Consider the following 22,539-nt stretch of genomic DNA (forward strand, 5'->3'; position numbering starts at 1 on the left):
TGATTTATCTATTTACTGGCTACGCTCGCCCATTTGCAATCTGGAATGCAAACTGGAATTCAGCAACTGTGGCTATTACTACTGCAAACGTTGTCTATTACAGAAAATCGACCTGGGAGGAGTCGTTTCCGGGAGGACTGGTGAAAGGTGGGAATAATATTTGCGCAAGGAAGTTGAGTGATGTAGGCTCAAGTTTCGGAGTGGTCAGGTTGGCTGCTTGCCGGGACCGGCGCGAGTCGGCCATCGGGACCACGAACGAAGCGCGAGTGGAAAACGTAGAAGACACCTGGTGCAGGGCATGGGCCCTGTACCGGAACTCATCAGGAGGTCATGAGTATGGGACGTGCAGTTGGCATCGATCTGGGAACCACCAATTCCTGCATTGCAACACTTGAAGGTGGCGAGCCCACGGTCATCGTGAACGCCGAGGGTGCCCGCACCACACCGTCGGTGGTGGCATTCAGCAAGTCCGGCGAGATTCTGGTCGGTGAGGTGGCCAAGCGCCAGGCCGTCACCAACGTCGACAGGACCATCAGCTCGGTCAAGCGCCACATGGGTACCGACTGGACCGTCGAAATCGACGGCAAGAAGTGGACCCCCCAGGAGATTTCGGCCCAGATCCTGATGAAGCTCAAGAGGGATGCCGAATCCTACCTGGGCGAGGCTGTCACCGACGCGGTCATCACCTGCCCTGCCTACTTCAACGACGCACAGCGTCAGGCCACCAAGGACGCCGGCAAGATTGCCGGACTGAACGTCCTGCGCATCATCAACGAGCCCACCGCCGCGGCCCTGGCCTACGGCCTGGAAAAGGGCAAGGAGGACGAGCGCATCCTGGTCTTCGATCTGGGTGGCGGCACCTTCGATGTCTCCCTGCTGGAGATCGGCAAGGACGACGACGGCTTCTCGACCATTCAGGTCCAGGCCACCAACGGCGACAACAAGCTGGGTGGTGACGACTGGGATCAGAAGATCATCGACTGGCTGGTCGGCGAGGTCAAGAACAAGTACAACGTGGACCTCTCCAAGGACAAGATTGCCCTGCAGAGGCTGAAGGAAGCGGCCGAGCAGGCCAAGAAGGAGCTGAGTTCCTCCTCCTCCACCAACATCTCCATGCAGTATCTCGCCATGACCCCCGACGGGACCCCCGTCCACCTGGACGAGAGCCTGACCAGGGCACGTTTCGAGGAGATGACCTCCGACCTGCTGGGTCGTTGCCGCACGCCGTTCAACAACGTGCTGCACGATGCCGGCATCGCGATCCAGGACATCGACCACGTGGTGCTGGTCGGCGGTTCCACCCGTATGCCCGCCGTCAAGGACCTGGTCAAGGAACTGACCGGCGGCAAGGAGGCCAACCAGACCGTCAACCCCGATGAGGTCGTGGCCGTCGGTGCCGCCGTCCAGTCGGGCGTCATCAAGGGCGACCGTAAGGATGTCCTCCTGATTGACGTGACCCCGCTTTCCCTGGGTATCGAGACCAAGGGCGGAATCATGACCAAGCTGATCGACCGCAACACGGCCATCCCGACCAAGCGCTCCGAGGTGTTCTCGACCGCTGAGGACAACCAGCCCTCCGTGCTGATTCAGGTCTACCAGGGTGAGCGTGAATTCGCCCGCGACAACAAGCCCCTGGGCACCTTCGAGCTGACCGGTATCGCCCCGGCACCCCGTGGTGTTCCTCAGATCGAGGTCACCTTCGATATCGACGCCAACGGCATCGTGCACGTCTCCGCCAAGGACAAGGGCACCGGCAAGGAACAGTCCATGACCATCACCGGCGGATCTGCCCTGCCCAAGGACGAGATCGACCGCATGGTCAAGGAGGCCGAGTCGCACGAGGCTGAAGACAAGCAGCGCCGTGAGGATGCTGACACCCGCAACGCCGCCGAGTCCGCCGCCTACCAGACCGAGAAGCTGGTCAACGACAACAAGGACAAGATCTCCGATGAGGTTGCCAAGGAGGTCACCGACAAGGTCAACGCCCTGAAGGAGGCCCTCAAGGGTGACGACATGGACAAGGTCAAGAACGCTCAGAGCGAACTGATGACCTCTGCCCAGAAGATCGGTGAGGCCCTCTACTCCCAGCAGGCGGCTGAGCAGGCCGCAGGAACCGCCGGGGATGGGTCCGCCCAGGCCTCCGATTCGTCCGATGACGACGTGGTTGATGCCGAGGTCGTGGATGACGACAAGAAGAAGGACGGCGAGTGATATGTCAGCCTTCGATAAGGATGACTATCTGAGTGGCATGGATGATGCCGAGTCGCTCAAGGGCGACACGGCATCATCCGGCCGGGCCGGGGGTTCTCCCGGCAGCGGATCCGGGGAGTCCCCGGATGGCCCGACCGGCCGGGGGCGTCATGCCGCCCGACCGACAGAGGGTCAGGAGTCCGATGCCCAGACTTCCGAAGGCCAGGCCTCGTCTGCCCAGGCAAGGGGCAGGCATCAGGCTTCCGCGGCGGATGCCGGAGCATCGGACGGTGATGGCGCAGGCCGGGATTCCGGACAGGGCCATGAAGGTCAGGCCGGTGAATCCGCAGGTGAAGACGACCTGACCCCACTGGGTAAGGCCAAGAAGGAAGCGGCCGACTACCTGGATGCCCTGCAGCGTGAGCGTGCCGAGTTCGTCAACTTCCGCAACAGGACCAAGAAGGAACAGGACCTCTTCCGTCAGCATGGCATCATCGATGTCCTGACCGCCCTCCTGCCTGCCCTGGACGACATCGATCGGATCAGGGAGCACGGCCAGATGGACGATTCCTTCCAGGCCGTCGCCGCCAAGATCGACAAGACCTTCGAGAAGTTCGGGGTCGAGAAGTTCGGCGAGAAGGGCGAGGACTTCGACCCCACCAGGCACGAGGCCATCCTGCACAAGCCGGATTCCGAGGCCAGCAAGGAGACCGTTGACACGGTCGTCGAGGCCGGCTATCGAATTGGAGACAGGGTGATTCGGGCTGCCAGGGTAGTGGTGGTATCGCCAGAGCAATAGGCGACCGGTGATTGTGGACGATCCACATGCGAACCGACGTCCGGAGTGTGCGGCGGCGAGGCGGGAATCCCGCCCGCCGCCGCGCGCACAGATGACGGTTCTCAATCCGATATTCGTTACTTATGAGGAAAGGAGACATGGATGGCTGAGAATGAGTGGCTGAGCAAGGACTATTACAAGGTCCTTGGTGTCTCCAAGGACGCCAGCGATGCGGAAATCACCAAGGCATACCGCAAGCTTGCCCGCAAATACCATCCCGATCTCAATAAGACCAAGGAGGCCGAGGAGAGGTTCAAGGAAATCTCCGAAGCCTATGACGTGCTCAGCAACAAGGAGCAGCGTCAGAAGTATGATGCCATTCGCCAGTTCGGCATGGGAGGCGCCCGCTTTTCCGGAGGATCAGGCCAGAGCGGATTCAGTACCGATGCCTTCTCCGACATCTTCGGCTCCATGTTCGGGGCCGGTGGAGCACCGGGTAGTGGTGGAATCCACTTCGGTACAGGAGGGGGTCAGCCCGGCTTCTCCGATATCTTCTCCACCTTCGGTGGCGGAGGGGCCGCGGGCGGCAACCCGACGGGATTCAGCGGGTACGAGACCCGGCAGGAGGCCAGGCCCGTCAAGGGGCAGGACCGTAACTCCTCAATCAGTCTCTCCTTCCGGCAGGCCGTCAAAGGTGCCACGGTGTCGTTGAGCGTGGGCGGGTCCAAGTTCAAGACCCACATTCCGGCAGGGGTGCATGACGGGCAGAGGATTCGTCTTCCCGGCAAGGGTCGGCCCGGTAGCAACGGGGGCGCCAGCGGTGACCTCTACCTGCAGATCAAGGTCGAGCCCAGCACCCGCTTCGGGATGGATGGCAAGGATCTGGTCATGGACCTCCCCGTCACCGTCTCCGAGGCTGCCTTGGGGGCCAAGGTCCAGGTACGTGATGTGGATGACCAGGTGGTCACCTTCAAGGTGCCTGCCGGATCGTCCAGCGGCGATCAGGTCAGGGTGTCCGGCCATGGGGTCCAGGACAGGCGAGGCAACGGCGATCTGGTTGGCAGAATCAGGATACGGATGCCCGACAGACTCGGGTTGGCCCAGAAAAAGGCCATGCGTGAATTCGCCAAGGCCAGCCAGGACTTTGATGCCCAGGTGGCTGATGACCGCATGAAGATCTGAAGGCCGATTCATCGGCAACCTGTACCAGCCCCTCCCGGTCCCCTCCGGGAGAGGGGCTGACACAGGTTGTGCGGAGAGGATCCGATTGTGGTGTGGGGGAACGGAAAGGGGATGAAGATCATGACACGGATAGACAGGGAGACCAGGCAGATGTACCTTGCCTGTGCCCAGGCCCTGGTCCGGGACCAGGTGAACCTGGATGCGGCTGATGACGCCGGCATGGACATCGAGCTTCCGGTCTTCAGTGTGGGTCAGGTGGCGACCCTGGCCGACATCCACCCGCAGACCCTCCGCCAGTATGACCGCCTGGGCCTGGTTGTGCCCGAACGGACCGAGGGGGGAGCGCGGCGTTACTCACTGCGTGACCTGGACCGGCTGACCCAGGCCCAGCATCTGAGTCAGGATGAATCCATCAACCTGGCAGGGGTGACCAGGATCCTGGCCCTGGCCGAGGAGAACCGCCAGTTGCGGCGGCAACTCAGACGTTCCAGGCAGGCCGAAGGCCCCAGCATATTCGCTGCCGCGGCGGATGGCCGGGTGGTCGAAATCAAACGTTCCGATAGCGCCCGCTTGTGGCGACAGGAGATAACGCACGAATACGGGCAGTACTCGACGGGTGCTTCCGCCCATGGCGACAAGCCGCAGATGGCCACCTCCAAGTCGCTGATTATCTGGGGGATGCACTCCTGACCCGCCGAGTCGGTTCCCTGCTCTGTGGTATTGTTGACAGGTTAGCCGCTTCCACTCAGGAATGCGGTTGATCGTCGCCTGAATGCTGTGATTGCCGGGAAATGCTGATTGCTTCCGCGAAATCCTCTGCTTTGCTCGCGGCTCGCGGGCTGTCAACCGATGTGCCCGTCGTATTTCCCACTCGAAAGGCCATCCTTGACATCTCACGTCATGCCTGAAACTGAAACTTCAACTATCGCAGGGTCCAAGGCCGGCACGACCTTTGCCGACCTGGGCGTTCCCGATGCCCTGGTCAGGGTGCTCGCAGCCGATGGGAAGACCGAGGCCTTCCCCATCCAGGAGGACACCCTGCCTGATTCCCTGGACGGACGCGACATTCTGGGGCGTGGCCGGACCGGATCCGGCAAGACCCTGGCATTCACGATTCCCCTGGTGGCACGCCTGGCTCTCGATGAAACCACCCTGCCGCAGGAGTCCAACGACTACGACCGTGGCCGAGGCCGGAAGAACGTTCCGCATCCGAGGGGTCTGGTCCTGGCTCCCACCCGTGAATTGGCCAACCAGATCGATGAGGTCCTGACACCCCTGGCCAATGCCTACCACATGAGGACCTGCACCGTATACGGCGGGGTTAAGCAGGGCCGGCAGGTCGATGCCCTGAAGCGCGGAGCCCAGATTGTCGTGGCCTGCCCGGGCCGCCTGGAGGACCTTCTCCAGCAGAGGGTGCTCTCCCTGGAATCCGTCAGTATCGCCGTTCTGGACGAGGCAGACGAGATGGCCGACATGGGCTTCCTGCCTGCGGTCGAGCGGATACTCACCCAGGTGAGGCCTGGCGGCCAGCGTATGCTCTTCTCCGCAACCCTGGACCATGGGGTGGATGCCGTGGTCAAGCGCTTCCTCAAGAACGCCAAGGTCCATGAGGTGGATTCGGCCACCCAGCAAGTGGATCAGATGACGCATCACATCTTCGAGACCACTCAGGACGCCAAGCACGACCTGGTCCGCCGTCTGGCCTCGGGCAAGGGCAAGCGCATCCTTTTCACCCGGACCAAGTTCCAGGCCAAGAAGCTGGCCAAGAACCTCATCACCAATGGCATTCCGGCCGCCCAGCTGCACGGCAACCTCTCCCAGAACCAGCGTGACCGCAATCTTGATGCCTTCTCCAGGGGTGACGTCCGCGTACTGGTGGCCACTGATGTGGCCGCTAGGGGTGTTGACATCAGCGATGTGGATCTTGTGGTCCAGGTGGATCCGCCTGCGGACCCCAAGTCCTTCCTGCATCGTTCCGGCCGTACGGCCCGTGCCGGGAAAGCCGGTGATGTGGTCACCGTGGTCCTGCCCAACCAGCGCCGTGACACCAAGCGGTTGCTCAGGATGGCCCATATCGATGCCAAACCCGTTCACGTCACGGCTTCCTCTCCCGAGGTCGGTGAACTGGTAGGCGCTGTGGCGGATCCCATTCAGGGATGGTCCCTGGAATCCTCAACCCCAAGCCGCTCCGAAGGGGGTCGCAAGGAAGGCTCCCGCGGCCGCGCGTCGGGAGGTCGGGGTCGCTCGCGTGACCGTGACCGTAATCGTGACCGTGGGCGCGATCGTGGTCAGGACAGGAAATTCCGCGATGGTGGTTCCCGTCGAAGGGGTGACCGTTCCGGACGTTCACGCCGGGAAGATGACTTTGCAAACCAGGAAGGCCCCATCGATGCCCGCACCCGTAGGGGTCGTGGAGGGAACCGCCGCGGAGACGGGGCGGCCTGGTCGGACGGTTCCGGACGCGGTCAGGGTGGCCGCAGGGGTGGCCGGGGCGCTGGCAGTGACAGGGCCTCCAGCAGGTCGGGTGGCTTCCAGCATGGACCCCATAGGCACCGCAGGGATTCCAACCCCTTCCGCTCCTCGCGCAGCCGCTGATTGTACCAGAGGAACCGGGGCCTGCCCATTGGCCCCGGTTCCTCTGCGTATGGGGACCTGGTAGCATTGCAACTCGTGACCGGATCCGGTCACCGGAACAAAAACCGATGGGCGTGTCAAGAGAGACGCGCTGGGGAGAGAGAATAATGGGCGAAGATTCGCACAATTTTGATAACCAGGGATATGGCAGCCAGAATCCAGCCGATTCCGACGCACCCACCTACCCGGCAACAGGTGCGGGTCAGTATGGGTATGGGCAGGAGTCTTCGGCTCCTATGGCCGGAGAGGCCTACGGGCAGCCCGCCTATGGCGCTGATCCCGTCCAGTATCCGCCTCAGGGCGACCCTCAGTTCAACGGTCAGCCCCAGGCTGCTCCGAAGGACAACTCCTACAGCGGCATGGCCATCACCGCCCTCGTTCTGGCCTTCCTCCTGCCTCTGGTTGGCCTGATCCTGGCGATTGTCAGCCTGGTCAAGTTCAACAAGGGGGATCGTCGCAAGGGCAAGGGCATGTCGATCGCGGCCCTGGTCATCTCCATTATCATGATGATCGGCTCCAACATCCTCGTCTACAACGTCATGAACAAGACGATGGATCAGGTTTCCCATTCAATCAGCCAGTCAGTCGGGGGAAGCAGTACTGGTAAGTACAAGAACATGCAGGACTGGATCGACAGGTCTCCTGATGTGCAGGAGTTCTACTCCACCATGGGCGGACAGCTCAAGCAGCAGAACGTCACCGCCACTCTGAAGGCCGATGGGGACGAGAAACTCGTCATCGACCTGAGCATGGAACTGCCTGAAGGGCAGGAGATTGACAGCGATGCCGCCGATCAGATCCTGGACCAGCCGGCTCTGAATACGAACATGACACAGCTGGCCAAGGAACTCAAGAAGGAGGGCTTCAAGCACCCCACTGTCGAGGTTGTCGTACACACGGCAGACAACTCCTTCAGCGCCAGCCAGGTCAACGATGAGAATGGCAAAGTGTCCTGATTGAATTTCTGAGAGGCCGGGCATACCACACTGGTTGTCCCGGCCTCTTTCATATCACCGATGGTAGTATTGCCATATGGCCGCGCGCATCGGCGTATCCGGTGCTCAGGTGCTTCCGGGGTTGTGCATCGAATGGTGTGCAGGAGAGGGGAAACCAAGGAAGCTGGTTTGCGCCGTCTTGACGGTAGGGGAATAAATCCGTCGATGGTCGCCGCTCCTGACTGGGCCGGTTTGGGCATCCTGCTGTTCGCTCTGTACACGCAGTACGGGCAACCTGATGCTTGTGGCAGAACCTGTGATGGAAACAGCTTGTTGCTTCGATTGTGATTCACGTCGTGGCACTGGCGGAAAGAGAAGCAGATGAACAACGATTCGACCATGGACCCGCAGAACATCAATGCCGGGGCGAATGATGCCCAAGGATTGACTGATTCCGGCAGTGTCCCGGCGACCACTCCCAACCTGGAGGCAGAGCAGCAGCATGCCTCTTCTGTCGAATCGGGTGGGCAAGTGTCTGATGATGCCTATACGTGGGATTGCCTGCCTGCCTCGGAAGGGGAGGGTGCCCGACTTGATGCTGTGGCGGCTGATTCGCGGCCCGCAGCTGTGCAGGCTGGTTCAATGCCTACGCCCCCTCCGGTCAATTCGCGACCGACTGCCCCTCAGGGTGAGCCGCGGGTCGGGGCTCCTCAGGCCAAAGCCCCGCAGGCAGGCTCGAATGTCAGCGGCCCCCATGCCGCTTCCCGTCCTGCTGTTCCTCAGGGCCAGGGACGGCCCGCCGCCATGCCGCATACTGCTCCGGTAGGTGCGCAACCTCAACCTGGGTATCCACAGGTTGCCCAGCCTGGCGGTCAGCGCTTCCAAGGGCCGCAGAATGGAGCGGCTCCTGCTCCTTTCGTGCCCAATGCGGCAAGGCCTGCCTATCCTGCACCGGGTCCTTACCCGGCCCAGGCTCCATACATGGCTCAGAACCCTTATATGGGTCAGCCCCAGCAGGTTGCGCCGCCTGCCGATCAGGAGAGCAAGGGGGCCAGTGGTCTCGCCATCACGTCACTGGTGCTGTCCCTGACTTGTTGGCCAATTGCCTTATTTGTCGCGCCTATCAGTGTCTTCACCGCGAAGAACAAGGCCAGCAAAAGACTTTCACAGGTCGCCTCGGCGCTCTGCCTTGTCTGGCTGCTCATCCTTATCTTCGTCGTATGGGGGCTGGTTACTATGGACAAAGAGCATAGGAAGCAGATATCGGAAAAGACCAGTGAGAGCAATTCCCAGAGCCTCTACGACGATAGTAGTAGCGAGTTGACTTCTGACGACGACTGGGAGAGCGGACTCCAGTATTCCGAGCATACTGAAGTAGAACCCATCTGTGACCTGAGCAATGGGTTGGAGTTTGCTGCCTAGAGGCAGTCGGCCAGGCATGGTTGGCGCGGTCGGTACTTATGTTGCCGGCCGTGCTGATCAGGAAGGTGCCGGAATCGGCTGATTGGCCAAAGGCCCTGTGGAGCTGAGGGTAGTCGAAACCCCGACCTCTTCGATGCGAACGAAGCGCTCTACCAACTGAGCTACAGCCCCAATCGTTGCCCGACCCTAGCCGAACAACAGAGGCTACTTTAGCGCGGGCTCCGCCCAAACGCAATTCGGGGCCGGAAGGCACCGAGAGGTGGCCGCAATCCCAGATGGTTCAGCCTGGTACAGTAAGGCCCCGCTTATGCGGGGCCTTACTTGATTGCGCTGTTCCTACCGGATCTGGTCGGCCGCTTCTTCTGCCGATTCCGGTTCTGCTGTTCCGACATCCTCGCGCTTCTTGCCGAATCTTGCCTTGAGGAGCCCGATGACAGTGGGGAGGACGGAGATGACCAGGATGAGGATGATGACCAGTTCGAAGTGTTCCTGAACGGCCGGAATTCCGCCGAAGAAGTAGCCGAGAAGGGTGAAGATGGTCGACCAGACCAGACCACCAAGGATGCTGAACGGGGTGAACCGTCGCCACTTCATGCCAGAGATACCGGAGATGAAGGGCATGAAGGTCCTGATGAAGGGGAGGAATCGGCCCAGCACAACAGCCAGGGGTCCCCACTTGTCAATCAGATTTTCGGTCTTGGCGATACGTTCCGGCGTCAGCGATTTGACCTTACCGGAGCGGACGATGGCCCGCCCGAAGAAGTGCCCGATGAAGTAGTTGCTCTGGTCGCCGATGAGGGGGGCCAGCCATACGATGGGCAGGAGGATGTCCAGCTTGAGCCCGCTGGAGGGATCGTGCGCGAAGACCCCTGCCGCGAAAAGGAGTGAGTCGCCGGGCAGGAAGGGCATGAAGACCACGCCGGTCTCTATGAAGATGATCAGAAAGATGAAGGTGTAGGTCGGCCCCAGTCCCATGGCGATCCACCCGGCAATGGCACTGCGGGGGTCCCTGAGTAGGTTCAAGAGCCAGTTGATGACACCCATGTATAAGACACCGTCCTGTCAGTCGAAGTCCTCGAAATGCAAAACCGACTCATACTCTAACAAGGCGTCCTCCATGTCCGCTGGTTTCGGTGCATATCCTTGCCGGGACAACACAACCGGCTGCTTCTCCGGGCGAAAGGAATCGAAATTTGAGACTCGGAGGCCCGCTCAGTGGGACAATGGGCCGCGAGGTCGATGCTGTGCTGATGAAGACGTCGCATCGATTCCATGGTTGAAACCGATCGGCCCTCCGGTTCCAGGTACAAGGACGATAAAAGGGCTGGCACTGTCAAGGAAGAGGTGTGTGCATGAGCGAGACGAGTAGGTTTGCATTCCCGTCGGATTTCACCTGGGGGACGGCCACAGCCTCCTTCCAGGTGGAGGGGGCCACCAGGGAGGAAGGCCGGGCGGATTCCATCTGGGATACCTTCTGCCGGGAACCGGGGCGAATACTCGACGGGTCGAACGGTGATCAGGCCTGTGACGAGTACCATCGCTACCCCGAAGACATCGCCCTGATGAAGGAGATGGGGGTGGGTGCCTACCGTCTCTCCGTTGCTTGGCCTAGGATCTTCCCCAGCGCCCGAGGCGGGGTGAATCAGGCCGGGCTGGACCATTACCGCCGGGTCCTCGACATGCTCCGTGAGGAGGGCATCAAGCCGGTGGTGACCCTCTACCACTGGGATCTGCCCCAGTACCTTCAGGATGCGGGAGGTTGGGCCAACCGGGACACGGCCAAGCGGTATGCGGAATATGCCGGAGTCCTTGCCAGGTCCTTCGGCGGCTCCGTCGATACCTGGACCACTCTGAACGAGCCCTGGTGCACGGCCTATCTGGGGTACGGGAACGGCGTTCATGCACCGGGGATACGGGACTATGACCAGACCCTGGCCGCCGTTCATCACCTGAACCTGGCCCATGGGCTGGGGGCCCAGTCCATCCGTGCCGAGCTGGGCGACAAGGCCCGTGTTTCGGTCACCTTGAATCTGCAGGTGACTCGGGCTGAGTCGCAGAGTGACGAGGACCGTGCGGCCAAGACCAGGGCGGATCTCTTCGCCAATGAGGTCTGGCTCGGCCCCATGCTTGCCGGGACCTATGACCCGCGCATCAGGGAGGCGGCCCAGGGAATCACCGACTGGAGATTCGTTCAGGAGGGTGATTTGGAGACCATCCACCAACCGCTCGACGTGCTCGGCATCAACTATTACTCAACCACGTATGTGCAGGCCAGCCATGGTGAAGAGAGTCCGGCCAAGGCGGCGGTCGGCCCCCAGGGAAGCCTGCCCGACCAGGAGGCCGATGCCATGCCGGCCCAGGAATCGGTGGAGACCCTGCCACCCCGAGGTGAACTGACGGCCATGGGTTGGAATCAGGAACCCGAAGGTCTGACGGACCTCCTGCTGGAGGTCTCCCACCGATTCCCGGACCTGGATCTTATGGTGACCGAGAACGGTTCCGCCTGGGAGGACGAGGTCAGCCCTGATTCCTCGCAGGCCAACGGGAAGATAGTGCATGACCCGAAGCGGGTGGTCTATCTGGAGCAGCATATCGGAGCCGTGGCCGATGCCATTCGGGACGGGGCCAGGGTAACCGGTTACTTCGCCTGGTCCCTGCTTGACAACTTCGAATGGGCCCTTGGTTACACCAGGCGGTTTGGGCTGATCCGTGTGGAGTACCCGACCCAGGAACGAATCTGGAAGGACTCCGGTCTCAGGTACGCGCAAATCGTCAGGGATAACGCCATCTAGACTGTGGATTTCCGGTCAGGCCCGCTACGTTCTCCGACCCGATGGCAGGTTCTCGGGTCGGAGAACGTAGCGGGCCTTGTTGATGGACTATATCCAGCTGGGCAGCCACATATGGATGCGCCAGAACCAGTAGGGAACCGGCATCGCGGTCCAGAGGGGGTAGAAGAAGAGCGAGGTCAATCCAATGATGATCAGTGTCGTCCACATCATCTGCCGATAGAGCGTGCGGCTGATGTTGTGGCGGGCCCAGTTGGCCATGTAGCAGATTCCCAGAACCATCCAGGGCAGGATGATGATGGAGTAGAAGGTGAAGGTGGTCCGGTTCAGGTACTGGTACCAGGGGAGCCACCCTCCTATGAGGCCGGCCATGGTCGCCCAGAGTCGCCAGTCGCTCCTGTCGGCGCGCAGGCAGAGCCCGATGCCGAGAATGATGCAGATGGAACCCAGCCACCAGATCAGGGGGTTACCCAGGGAGGTGACCGCTACGACGCACGGGGAGTCCGGGCTGATGGCGCACAGGCCGGGGTGGTCGGTGAGCTTCTGCCAGTAGAAACTGGTCGGCCGTGTCTGCAGGGGCCAGGTCAGCGGGCTCGACATATAGGGGTGCACCGCATCCAGGGTGGTGTGGAACCGCCACATTTCCCGGTGGTACTCGACCAGGGACCGCAACCCCTCGGGCAGCCAGGTCAGACCCTGCCCGGGGTGGCTGGCCGCCCACCCATGCATGTAAGAGTCGTCATGCCTGAACCATCCGGTCCAGGATGCCAGATAGGTGCCGGCCCAGAGGGGAATCATGACCAGGGCTGCGGGAATCCCGTCCTTGAAGATGCCGGCCTTGAACCAGCCTCCATAGCCGACCTTATGCCGCTCCCAGGCGTCCCAGATTACGGATATCAGGGCAAAGGCCGCGAAGAGGTAGGCGCCGGACCACTTGGTGCCGGTTGCCAGGCCAAGGAAGATGGCGGCCCAGGTTCTCCACCAGGACCAGGCGATGAAGGGACCGGTGGTGTCGGTGTACAGGGCCTTGTTGTCCTCGTCCATCTCCTCCGTGAGCCAGGGGATGGCGGTGCGGACCCGGTAGTGAATTTTCTCGATTCGCCAGTCCGCCCGCCAGGAGGCGCGAAGTCGGGCCCGGGCCCAGTCGCGGTGCCCCAGGAGGCAGAGGAAGGCGGCCAGGGCGAAGATCATGAGGAAGTTGTCCAGGAGACTGGTGCGGCTCATGACGATGCCCAGGCCATCGATGGACATGAGGAAGCCCGCCATCATGGCGATGGGCAGGTTGCGGAAGAGCCTGAGAGCCACCCTGCAGAGAAGAAGAATGGCGATGGTGCCGGCAAGGGCGGTGGCGGCCCTCCAGGCAAAGGGATTTTCGGCCCCTCCGAAGAGTTTCAGCCCCAGGGCGATGCACCACTTGCCGACAGGTGGGTGGACCACATATTCGGCGGAATTCAACCACTGGTTCACATTGCCCTGGGCAAAGGCCTGGTCGATGGGGATGTTGCCGGGAGATAGGGTCTTGGGCCAGTTCCGGGGTTCTCCGGTCTGCAACATCGCCCAGGAGTCCTTGACGTAATAGGTCTCGTCGAAGACGATGGCGTGTGGGGTGCCGAGTCTGATGAATCGAAGAAGGCCGCCGAAGAGGGCCATGAGAGTGCATCCCAGCCATTCTCGCTGCCGTACCGTCAGGTTCTGCAGACTCCGGATTCCGCGCAGCTGTCGGAACCGCCGTCCGGACATGGGTAGAGAACCCATGCGACGGGCGGCACGCCGGCCATGTCTGGCGGAGTGATGCTGCGAAGAATAACTGACGGTGGCTGTCATCATCACCAAGAGTAGGCATACTGGAATCATGATGAGGCATGAAGAACAATCTCTTTCCCGGACCAACAAATCCTTGCCGGAAAAGGTCGAGGTGGCAGGTGTGGAACCGGAGGGCAAATCCGCCTATGTCCCCGGCGGGACACTGGTCCTTGCGGCCACTCCCATAGGCAATGTCGGCGACGCCTCCACCCGATTGGCCGCCCTTCTGGAGTCGGCCGACCTGGTGGCTGCCGAGGATACTCGCCGGCTCTACGACCTTGCCAACAGGTTGGGTGTACGGGTATCGGGGCGGGTGGTGGCCTACCATGACCACAACGAGGACCACATGGCCGACCCGATTCTTGACCAGGTGTCCGATGGGGCCTGCGCCCTGGTTGTCTCGGATGCTGGTATGCCCACCATCAACGACCCGGGTATGTCCATTGTCCGGCAGGCCATCAAACGGGGGATTCCCGTCACCTGCGCACCGGGCCCCAGTGCCGTCCTGGATGCCCTGGCCCTTTCCGGGCTGCCCACGGACCGATTCTGTTATGAAGGATTCCTGCCCAGGCGCCACAGTGAACGTCTCCGCCATCTGCGCTCGCTGCGGAATGAACCGCGGACCATGGTCTTCTACGAGACCACCCACAGGATTGACCAGGCCATGGAGGATTTGGAGGAGGTCTTCGGTGCGGATCGACCCATGGCCCTCTGCCGGGAATTGACCAAGGACCACGAGCAGGTTCGGCGGGGGACCCTTGCCCAGATTGTCGAATCCCTGACCCAGGACCCGCCCCGGGGCGAGATGGTTCTGGTGGTGGCTGGTGCCGACCCCGACCAGGTCAGGGCGGAGAGTCCTGAAGTCCTCTCGGATCGGGCCCTGGCTGTCTTGGCCAAGCGGCGGGCCGACGAGGAGGGGATCAGGATCAAGGATGCCATCGCTCGGGTGGTGGCCGAGCATCCACTGCCGGACGGTTCCCTTCCCAACCGCAAGAAGGTCTACGCGGCTACCCTGGATGACCGCCAGGAAAATTAGGGAGCGGCGACCGTGGCTTGCGGTCGAAAGTGATGCGGTCGGCGCCTGGTACGACCGCATCCTTATGAGTTCCCGAGGAGGATATTAAGGGACCGTTTGACCCCAGGGCCTCCGAGCTGGGAAACGGTTTCCAGCAGTGCCGGGGTGGCGGCCGGATTGGCGGCCAGCCAACGGCGTAGTTCGGGGTGATTTCGGGCTATGGACCAGAGGACCTCCGGTGGGGTATCCGGGTCGGTGGCCATGGCGGGAGTGGGTACCAGAGGCGGTTCCGGAGGCCCGGGTCCGGGACTCCTGTCGGGTTGGGCGTAGGTGGCCCTGCCGACCGCTGAAATCCTCTCGGCCCTGTTCTGATGATTCCTCCCGCGACGGTTATTCAGATGGCCTCGGCCCAAGAGGGTTGAGAGCGGGGTGGCCCGGCGACCGGACCCCTGCCGATGGTGGCGGCCGGACATCAGAGAAGGTCCTTCAGGTCCGTGAAGATTCGCACTCCAGTGGCGTGGCCGGGCCATCGGGGGTTGGCGGACAACAGGTCCAGGCATTCCGGGCAGCTGATCCGGTAACGGTCCATGAGTTCAAGAATCCGCTCCTTGCGGGAGAACCCGTTAAGGGGGTCGGCCTCCTCACAGGCCAGGTCACAGGCGGTCCATAAGGGGGAGGTCACCCAGAGCTCGCCCACCCGCATCAGGTATTGGGGGTTGAGCTTACGGTTGTGGGGCCGGAGGGGGCGTCCCAGGACTGGTGCGCGGAAGTGGGAGTTGGAGATGATGTCGAGTGCCTCCGGGAACTCTCCACTCATCCAGACCCAGAGGGCCAGGGACCCGCAGGCGGCCGCCCCGAAGGGGAGTAGGGGGTTGACGATTGAGGCCCGACCGAAGATGCCACCTGCCGCCTCGTTCAGATAGCAGGTTGACCTGTCGAGGACGGTGACGATGCCAAGCCGGACAAGCAGGGCAAGGCTCAGTCGCCCTGGCAGGTCGTCAATATGTATCAACCCTGGCTGTGCGGGGAGAGCCGGCGTATCAGGGGGCGCGTCGGCAGGGCCGGTTGCGGTTCCCCGGTGTGCTCCTGTCCCCCTACCTGACCTGGTTGCCGTTCCGGTTGATTGGTTGGAGGCAAGATTCACCCCGACTGGTGACAAGGTCCGGTTTCCCCCGAAAACGTGTTCGCGAGTCATGGCCATGACCCTACGGAGGATTACAGGGCAGTTCGAAGGTTGCTTGAGGGAAGGGCGGTTGTGGATAAGTCCGACGGCAAAAGTGGCTGCGGTGTACGGAACAAGGCAGGGAAGAAACCGTGTGGATGAAAGGCTGAAACCCACGTCGGGACCGCCCGGTTGTAGGCCGAAAACGATACCCTTGCAACTATGAGTCATATTCTTGTTTCCGTCGCCTGGCCCTACGCAAACGGGCCCCGTCATATCGGTCACGTGGCCGGATTCGGCGTACCTTCCGATGTATATGCCCGATATGAGCGCATGAAGGGCAACGACGTCCTCATGGTCTCCGGGACCGATGAACACGGCACCCCCATCCTGGTCGAGGCCGATGCCGAGGGTGTGGGCCCCCAGGAAATCGCGGACCGTTACAACCGGGTCATCGCCAAGGACCTCTGCAACCTGGGTCTGAGTTATGACCTCTTCACCCGCACGACCACGGGCAACCATGAGCATGTGGTCCAGGAGCTCTTCAAGCAGTGCCTGGAGAACGGATACATCTACGAGGGCACCCAGAAGGTCGCCATTTCGCCATCGACCGGTCGTACCCTGCCCGACCGTTACATCGAGGGAACCTGCCCCATCTGCGGTGCCGATGGGGCCCGTGGCGACCAGTGCGACAACTGCGGCAACGAGCTGGACCCGGACGAGCTGCTCAACCCTGTTTCCAAGATCAATGGTGAGACCCCCCGCTTCGAGGAGAGCCGGCACTTCTTCCTGGACCTTCCTGCTTTGGCCGAGGCCAACCTTGCCTGGCTGAAGACCCGGGAGGGCTGGAGGAGCAACGTCCTCAACTTCTCCCTGGGGCTCTTCAAGGAGGTCAAGCCCAGAGCCATCACCCGTGACATCGACTGGGGCATACCGGTACCCGTGGATGGCTGGATCGACAACCCCAACAAGAAGCTCTACGTCTGGTTCGATGCTGTCATCGGCTACCTGTCGGCCTCCATCGAGTGGGCCCGCCGCCAGGGTGATCCCGAGGCCTGGCGCAAGTGGTGGAACGACCCGGAAGCCCCCGGTTACTACTTCATGGGTAAGGACAACATCACCTTCCACTCCCAGATCTGGCCCTCCGAGCTTCTGGCATACAACGGCAAGGGGTCGAAGGGAGGCGAGGCCGGCGGGTACGGCGACCTCAACCTGCCGGAGCAGGTGGTGGCCAGCGAGTTCATGACCATGGAGGGCAAGAAGTTCAGCTCCTCCCGCGGCATCGTGATTTACGTCAAGGACATCCTGGACCGCTATCCGGTGGATGCGGTCCGCTACTACATCTCGGTGGCAGGGCCTGAAACCTCGGACTCCGACTTCACCTGGTCGGAATTCGTGCGCCACAACAACGAGGAGCTGGCGGCTTCCTGGGGGAACCTGGTCAACCGTGTTGCCAACCTGCTCAACAAGGACTTCGGCTGCATCCCCGAGATTCAGGATTCCTGGCTGACGGAGGAGGACCGGGCCCTCCTTGACAGGGGCCTGCAGGCCTTCGATACCGTCGGCGGGCTGATTGAACGCCACCGCCAGAAGGCGGCCTTGGGCGAGGCCATGGGCCTGGTGGGCGACATCAACAAGTACATTTCGGCCCAGGAACCCTGGAAGATCAAGAACGACCCCGACCGTCTGGCTACGGTGTTGCATACCGCCGCCCAGGTCGTCTGCGATGCCAACACCATGCTGGCCCCCTTCCTGCCCCATGCCTCCCAGAAGGTCTACGAGGCCATGGGCGGCACCGGTACCTTCTCGCCCCTGCCCCGGTTGGAAGAGGTGGAGGACCTGGATAAGCCGGGCTTCACCTACCCGATTATCACCGGCACCTATATATTGGGCGAGAATGTGCATCCCTGGTCCCGCGAGGACATCAAGGACGGTACTCCAATCGCCAAGCCCACCCCGATTTTCGCCAAGATTCCCAAGGAGGCCGTTCAGGAGGAGTTGGACCGTTTCCAAAACCAGCTGGATGAGCGCAAGGCGAAGGAACAGGCCAGATTCGAAGCCGAGCAGGCCAAGCTCAAGGAGCAATCCGAAAGCTGATCGGGCGTCCCTGTTTCAGGCCTCGGACGAGGGCATTCGGCTGAGGCCTGTACTGGCTCTGCACGCCGTTTGGTCTTGCAGTCAAGGCTCAACCGCAGATTCACAGGTAACTTTTAGGTTTTAGGGGTCTTCCCTTAAGGTAGGGCTGCTTATTATAAGAACTGTCGGTTGAAGTACTGGCCGATGGGGTTACTGCAGGCCCCATAATTGAATCCCTTCTTCTCTCTTCTCACCTGGCGGTCTTCCCCGGTCGCCAGGTTCTTTTTTTGCCCGGCGGGGTCCAGATCCTGTTTTGTGGGCTATTGCTCGTCACATGCGAGCAATAGGATTGAGCCTTATGAAAACCACCCGATTCGCCTGTGTCCTCTTCGACCTGGATGGGGTGCTCGTTCCCACCACGAAGCTCCACAAAGAAGCGTGGAAGCAGCTCTTCGATGCGGTCCTGCCTGCTGGATCCGAGCCCTACACCGAGCAGGACTACTACACCTACGTGGACGGCAAGCCCCGCTATGACGGCGTTGATGCCCTGCTGAAAAGCCGGGGTGTGAACCTGGAATGGGGCAGCCCGGATGACGGCCCTGACGCCAAGACGGTCTGCGGGTACGGCAACCGGAAGAACACGACTTTCGAACGTCTTCTCAATGAAGAAGGCATCCAGCCCTACCCTGACACGGTGGATGTCCTGCGCCACCTGACCACCGGGGGAAAGCGCCTGGCCGTGGTCTCCAGTTCCAAAAACACAGCCACCGTTCTGGAGGCCGCGGGCATTGCCGGGTTCTTCAGCACCGTGGTGGATGGGAACACCAAGGCCGAGTTGGGACTCAAGGGCAAGCCCGCACCCGATACCTATGCCTATGCGGCCAAGCTCCTGGGCCTGCGCAACCAGGATGCCATTGTCGTGGAGGATGCCCTGTCAGGAGTGGCCGCGGGCCATGCCGGCCGGTTCGGTCTGGTGGTGGGTGTTGACCGGGGGGCTGGTCATCAGGACCTGCTGGAAGCGGGGGCTGATACCGTTATCGACAACCTGATCGAGCTGGTTGAGGATGACGGGGGCGAGCGCAGGCTCAAGGAGAACCCCGACCTGGACCCGGACCGGTATCCCATTGACGAGTGGAGCTTCACCGAGGTGGGCGATCCTGATGCGGTCAGCGCCACCAACTTTTCGGTGACCAACGGCAACATCGGTGTACGCGGGCAGGGTGACGACACCCGTTGTCTGGGCAACGGCACCTTTCTGAGCGGCTTCCACGACACCTTCGACATCAACCATCCCGAGGGAGGGTACGGGTATGCCAAGGTGGGTCAGCTGATCCAGGGCGTGCCGGATGCCTCCGACTTCACCCTTAAGGTCGACGGGATTCCCCTGACCCACCCCGAGGAGACCAGGCAGCGCCTGGACTTCCGTGCCGGCATCTGCACCACCACCCACCTTTACCGGCTGGACGATGGCACCCGTCTCAAGGTCGATCTGGAGAGGATGGCCTGTCTCTTCGACAGGAACCTGGCCGTTTACGCAGTCAGGGTGGATTCCCCCGATCGTGACATGACCGTGGTGGTGGATGGGGCCATCAATGCCGACATGCCCCGGCGTTCGGTGACCGACGACCCCCGCAAGTCCCAAATCGTCGACGGGTGCGGTGTGCATGAGGTTCTCGACAATGAGGTGTACCCGGAAGCGGACGGAGACTGCCGGGTTTACCGTTGCAACAACTCCCGCCTGAGTGTGGCCCTGGGTGTCCGGCAGACCCAGAACGGGCAGCCTGTCGACGGCCAGTCCTGGCGGCTGGACATAGGCAAGGGCGGCTCGGCCAGTCTGGTCCGATACGCCGTGTACCAGAGCCATCCCATCCTCCCCCAGGGCACCATTGGCAACGGCCTGGTTGTTCAGACGCGCGGGGAGGGCACCCGGAACCTGGTCGAGGAGTGCCGCGATACCCTCGACAGGGTTGCAGGCCTGGACCTTCAGGAGATGAAGGACCGCCAGCGCGAGTGGCTCGACAGGTTCTGGGAGCGTGAGGACATCCGTGTGGGCGCCGGTGACCAGGGCCGCACCCAGCAGCTGGTGCACTGGGAGCTCTTCCAGCTCGCCCAGTCCACCGCCCATATAACCAATGGTGTCGGGGCCAAGGGGCTGAGCGGATCCGGCTACAGCGGCCACTACTTCTGGGATACCGAGATTTACATTCTTCCCTTCCTGACATACTCGGACCCCCAAAGGGCCAGGGAGGTACTCCACTACCGCTACCTGATGCTGCCGGCGGCGCGTCGCAGAGCCGCCGCGCTGAATCTGGGCGGTGGGCTCTTCCCGTGGAGGACCATAAACGGCGAGGAATCCTCGGCCTACTTCCCGACCGGTACGGCCCAGTACCATATCGATGCCGACGTGGCTTATGCGGTGGCCCAGTATGTGCAGGTGTGCGATGACCAGGACTTCCTGGAGACCGAGGGAATCGACATTCTGGTTGAGACCGCCCGCCTCTGGATGAGCCTGGGGCGCTACAAGGCCGACGGGCGCTTCCATATCCACTGTGTTACCGGACCGGATGAGTACACCGTCCTGGTGGATGACAACCTGTACACCAATGAGATGGCCAAGTTCAATCTCATGGCCGCCTACCGGGCCTACGAGTACCTGCGCAGGAGCCGGGTGGAGATGATCGGTTCCATCCGCGCCCGTCTGCACTTCACCGACGAGGACGCCCAGGAGTGGCTCCGTGCGGCCGAGGCCATGTTCGTTCCCTACGACAACAACGAGGGGGTGCACGCCCAGGACGCCCAGTTCATGGAGCGCCCCATCTGGCACTTCGACCGGTTCACGGCCCGCCCTCTCCTGCTCTACTATCACCCGCTGGTCATATACCGGCACAAGGTGCTCAAGCAGACCGACGTGGTCATGGCCCTCTACCTGCTCAGCTCCTGGTTCACGCCGGAACAGAAGCGGGCCGACTTTGACTACTACGATCCGCTGACTACCGGGGACTCCACCCTTTCCGCCGCCTCGCAGTCCATAGTGGCCGCCGAGGTGGGCAGGGATGACCTGGCCATGCGCTACTTCCGTGAGTCCCTGTTCACCGACGTGTCCAACCTCCACGCCAATACCGCCGACGGGATTCACCTGGCGGCCTGCGGAGGGGTATGGTCCAGCCTGGTCTGCGGCTTCGGCGGCCTGCGCGACACCGGCGGAACCAGCCTGAGCATCGATCCCCACCTGCCCGAGGACTGGGATTCCCTGTCCTACCAGCTGACCGTGGGCGATACCCGGTTCAGGGTCTCCATAACCGGGCAGGGCGTGGACCTGGAAAGGCTCTCCGGACCTGAAATCGTCGTCAAGGTGCAGGGCCACCCGCGGACGGTGTGAGATTAGGAAAAAGGAGGTCAGTGCAAGGCGGTGAACTTCTTGAAACCGCCTTGCCTTACCGGATTACCTCCGTTTATCAGCGCTGGAATGCCGCCTCCAGGGCCTGGTATTCGGCGGTGGTGATGGGCATGATGGCCCCGTGGCGTTTCTTCAGGTTGCCGTAGTCGATTCCCTCCAGCACCTGCCAGTCCCGGGAATCGGTCGAGGCCAGGTTCGCTGACCTGAAAGTCAGATACCCGCGCGCCTCCTCGAACTGGTCGCACATGAGACCGAAGGGCATGGGGCCCCGATCGGGGTCGGCCGCGTCCCGTTCGTTGTAAAGGAAGAGCTCCGGACCCTCCAGGTAGCGGGAGGAATATCTGCCGCGACCGAGTATGTCGGTCAGCGAACCCACGTACGACCACTGTTCCGAATCGTCCGTGCGGACCACCTCGCCGCTGACGGCATAGGGGTTCCGTGTCCTTTCGATGCTGATCTGATCGTCCTTCGAGGCCCTGTACCACCAGCCGTCCTCGGTCTGGATCATGGTGGTGTCGATGATGTCGGCCCTGCGGTCGATCCACTTGACCGGGGCGCTGAAGGTCCGTAGGTCCTTCGAGACCGCATAGTACATGTTGACCGCTTCACCCAGGCTGTTGGCGAGGGGGTGGTCCGGCAGGTCCGAGGCTGCACGGGTGGACCAATAGACAATCCACTGATTTTGCAGGCTGTCCCAGCTGGCCTCCGGTGCCCAGGCCATGCCTGCGCCGGGGATGGCGGAGGCGACATCCACTAGGCGGGGCTCCTCCCAGTGGATCAGATCGCTTGATTCCCATATGACCAGCCCCGTGGACCCGTCCACGGAGGCCTGCTCACTCCACCCACCGCGATGATATATGGACAAATCGGTGGCCAGAATGTGGAAGACCCCGTCGGGTCCCCGGGTGATGAAGGGGTCTCGAACGCCCCGTTCGCCCTGGGCCCAGGTCAGGATGGGGTCCCCACGGCGGCGAAGATCGGTCCAATGGATGCCGTCACGGCTGAGGGCGAAATACAGCTGTTCATCCGTGGCCGCCTCTTCATCTCCTGTGAAATGAACGAATAGGTAGGCCTCGGTTCGGCAATCGGGATTTCCTGTGACCATCACTGTCTCTCCGACTTGTTGGCTGCGCATGTATCCGTGCATCGCTGCACG

The 22,539-nt window shown here is 61.9% G+C and carries 16 protein-coding genes and 1 tRNA gene; 11 read left to right on the top strand and 6 right to left on the bottom strand.

The genetic code is table 11. From position 1 onward, the window contains the following. Positions 1-336: 336 nt before the first annotated feature. The 7 genes from dnaK to H3V08_RS00095 all read left to right on the top strand — a co-directional run bounded on the left by dnaK (position 337) and on the right by H3V08_RS00095 (position 9,141). Positions 337-2,211, top strand: coding sequence for a molecular chaperone DnaK (gene dnaK / locus H3V08_RS00065; RefSeq protein ID WP_033491733.1), 1,875 nt, complete (start codon positions 337-339; stop codon positions 2,209-2,211). A 1-nt stretch (position 2,212) separates the two neighbouring features. After that, positions 2,213-2,989, top strand: coding sequence for a nucleotide exchange factor GrpE (grpE, locus tag H3V08_RS00070; RefSeq protein WP_198181182.1), 777 nt, complete (start codon positions 2,213-2,215; stop codon positions 2,987-2,989). A 141-nt stretch (positions 2,990-3,130) separates the two neighbouring features. After that, entirely contained in the window at positions 3,131-4,150 is a 1,020-nt protein-coding gene (locus H3V08_RS00075) for a DnaJ C-terminal domain-containing protein (RefSeq protein ID WP_198181183.1), read from the top strand. 120 nt (positions 4,151-4,270) lie between these two features. Then, a complete protein-coding gene (locus H3V08_RS00080) occupies positions 4,271-4,840 on the top strand; it encodes a heat shock protein transcriptional repressor HspR (protein WP_198181184.1) in 570 nt (189 codons plus the stop codon). A 210-nt stretch (positions 4,841-5,050) separates the two neighbouring features. Then, entirely contained in the window at positions 5,051-6,745 is a 1,695-nt protein-coding gene (locus tag H3V08_RS00085; RefSeq protein WP_198181185.1) for a DEAD/DEAH box helicase, read from the top strand. A gap of 146 nt (positions 6,746-6,891) precedes the next feature. Further along, a complete protein-coding gene (locus H3V08_RS00090; protein ID WP_110444397.1) occupies positions 6,892-7,740 on the top strand; it encodes a DUF4190 domain-containing protein in 849 nt (282 codons plus the stop codon). A 360-nt stretch (positions 7,741-8,100) separates the two neighbouring features. Then, a complete protein-coding gene (locus tag H3V08_RS00095) occupies positions 8,101-9,141 on the top strand; it encodes a hypothetical protein (protein ID WP_198181186.1) in 1,041 nt (346 codons plus the stop codon). 98 nt (positions 9,142-9,239) lie between these two features. Here H3V08_RS00095 and H3V08_RS00100 read toward each other — a convergent pair. Together H3V08_RS00100 and H3V08_RS00105 are read right to left on the bottom strand one after the other, a co-directional pair. Continuing rightward, positions 9,240-9,312, bottom strand: a tRNA-Ala gene (locus H3V08_RS00100). Between the two features lie 165 nt (positions 9,313-9,477). Then, on the bottom strand, positions 9,478-10,185 hold the full coding sequence (locus H3V08_RS00105; protein WP_198181187.1) for a DedA family protein: 708 nt from the start codon (positions 10,183-10,185) through the stop codon (positions 9,478-9,480). Between the two features lie 308 nt (positions 10,186-10,493). Here H3V08_RS00105 and H3V08_RS00110 point away from each other — a divergent pair, with 308 nt between their 5' ends. Then, positions 10,494-11,933 carry a GH1 family beta-glucosidase gene (locus H3V08_RS00110; RefSeq protein ID WP_198181188.1) on the top strand — a complete coding sequence of 480 codons (1,440 nt, stop codon included), beginning with the start codon at positions 10,494-10,496 and terminating at the stop codon, positions 11,931-11,933. A gap of 87 nt (positions 11,934-12,020) precedes the next feature. On the opposite strand, the gene H3V08_RS00115 is transcribed toward H3V08_RS00110, so the two are convergent. Beyond that, entirely contained in the window at positions 12,021-13,580 is a 1,560-nt protein-coding gene (locus tag H3V08_RS00115; RefSeq protein ID WP_232340184.1) for a dolichyl-phosphate-mannose--protein mannosyltransferase, read from the bottom strand. A 202-nt stretch (positions 13,581-13,782) separates the two neighbouring features. Here H3V08_RS00115 and rsmI point away from each other — a divergent pair, with 202 nt between their 5' ends. Next, positions 13,783-14,769, top strand: a complete 987-nt coding sequence (rsmI, locus tag H3V08_RS00120; RefSeq protein WP_198181189.1) for a 16S rRNA (cytidine(1402)-2'-O)-methyltransferase — start codon at positions 13,783-13,785, stop codon at positions 14,767-14,769. Positions 14,770-14,831: 62 nt separating this feature from the next. Here rsmI and H3V08_RS07465 read toward each other — a convergent pair whose 3' ends face one another. Beyond that, positions 14,832-15,221: a variant leucine-rich repeat-containing protein gene (locus H3V08_RS07465; protein WP_232340008.1), complete on the bottom strand. Its 390-nt coding sequence runs from the start codon at positions 15,219-15,221 to the stop codon at positions 14,832-14,834. Beyond that, a complete protein-coding gene (locus H3V08_RS00130) occupies positions 15,221-15,943 on the bottom strand; it encodes a hypothetical protein (protein ID WP_198181190.1) in 723 nt (240 codons plus the stop codon). Before H3V08_RS00130 ends, H3V08_RS07465 begins: the two co-directional genes overlap by 1 nt. A gap of 189 nt (positions 15,944-16,132) precedes the next feature. Between H3V08_RS00130 and metG the strand changes: the two genes are divergently transcribed. Beyond that, positions 16,133-18,007, top strand: coding sequence for a methionine--tRNA ligase (gene metG / locus H3V08_RS00135; RefSeq protein WP_198181191.1), 1,875 nt, complete (start codon positions 16,133-16,135; stop codon positions 18,005-18,007). Positions 18,008-18,344: 337 nt separating this feature from the next. Next, positions 18,345-21,365 (top strand): HAD-IA family hydrolase, encoded by a 3,021-nt coding sequence (locus H3V08_RS00140; protein WP_198181192.1) that lies wholly within the window; start codon positions 18,345-18,347, stop codon positions 21,363-21,365. Positions 21,366-21,441: 76 nt separating this feature from the next. On the opposite strand, the gene H3V08_RS00145 is transcribed toward H3V08_RS00140, so the two are convergent. Beyond that, a complete protein-coding gene (locus tag H3V08_RS00145; protein WP_198181193.1) occupies positions 21,442-22,488 on the bottom strand; it encodes a glycoside hydrolase family 43 protein in 1,047 nt (348 codons plus the stop codon). Positions 22,489-22,539: the final 51 nt, after the last annotated feature.

The sequence above is a fragment of the Bifidobacterium sp. M0307 genome (assembly GCF_016100445.1).
In the GTDB taxonomy this organism is placed as follows: Bacteria; Actinomycetota; Actinomycetes; order Actinomycetales; family Bifidobacteriaceae; genus Bombiscardovia; species Bombiscardovia coryneformis.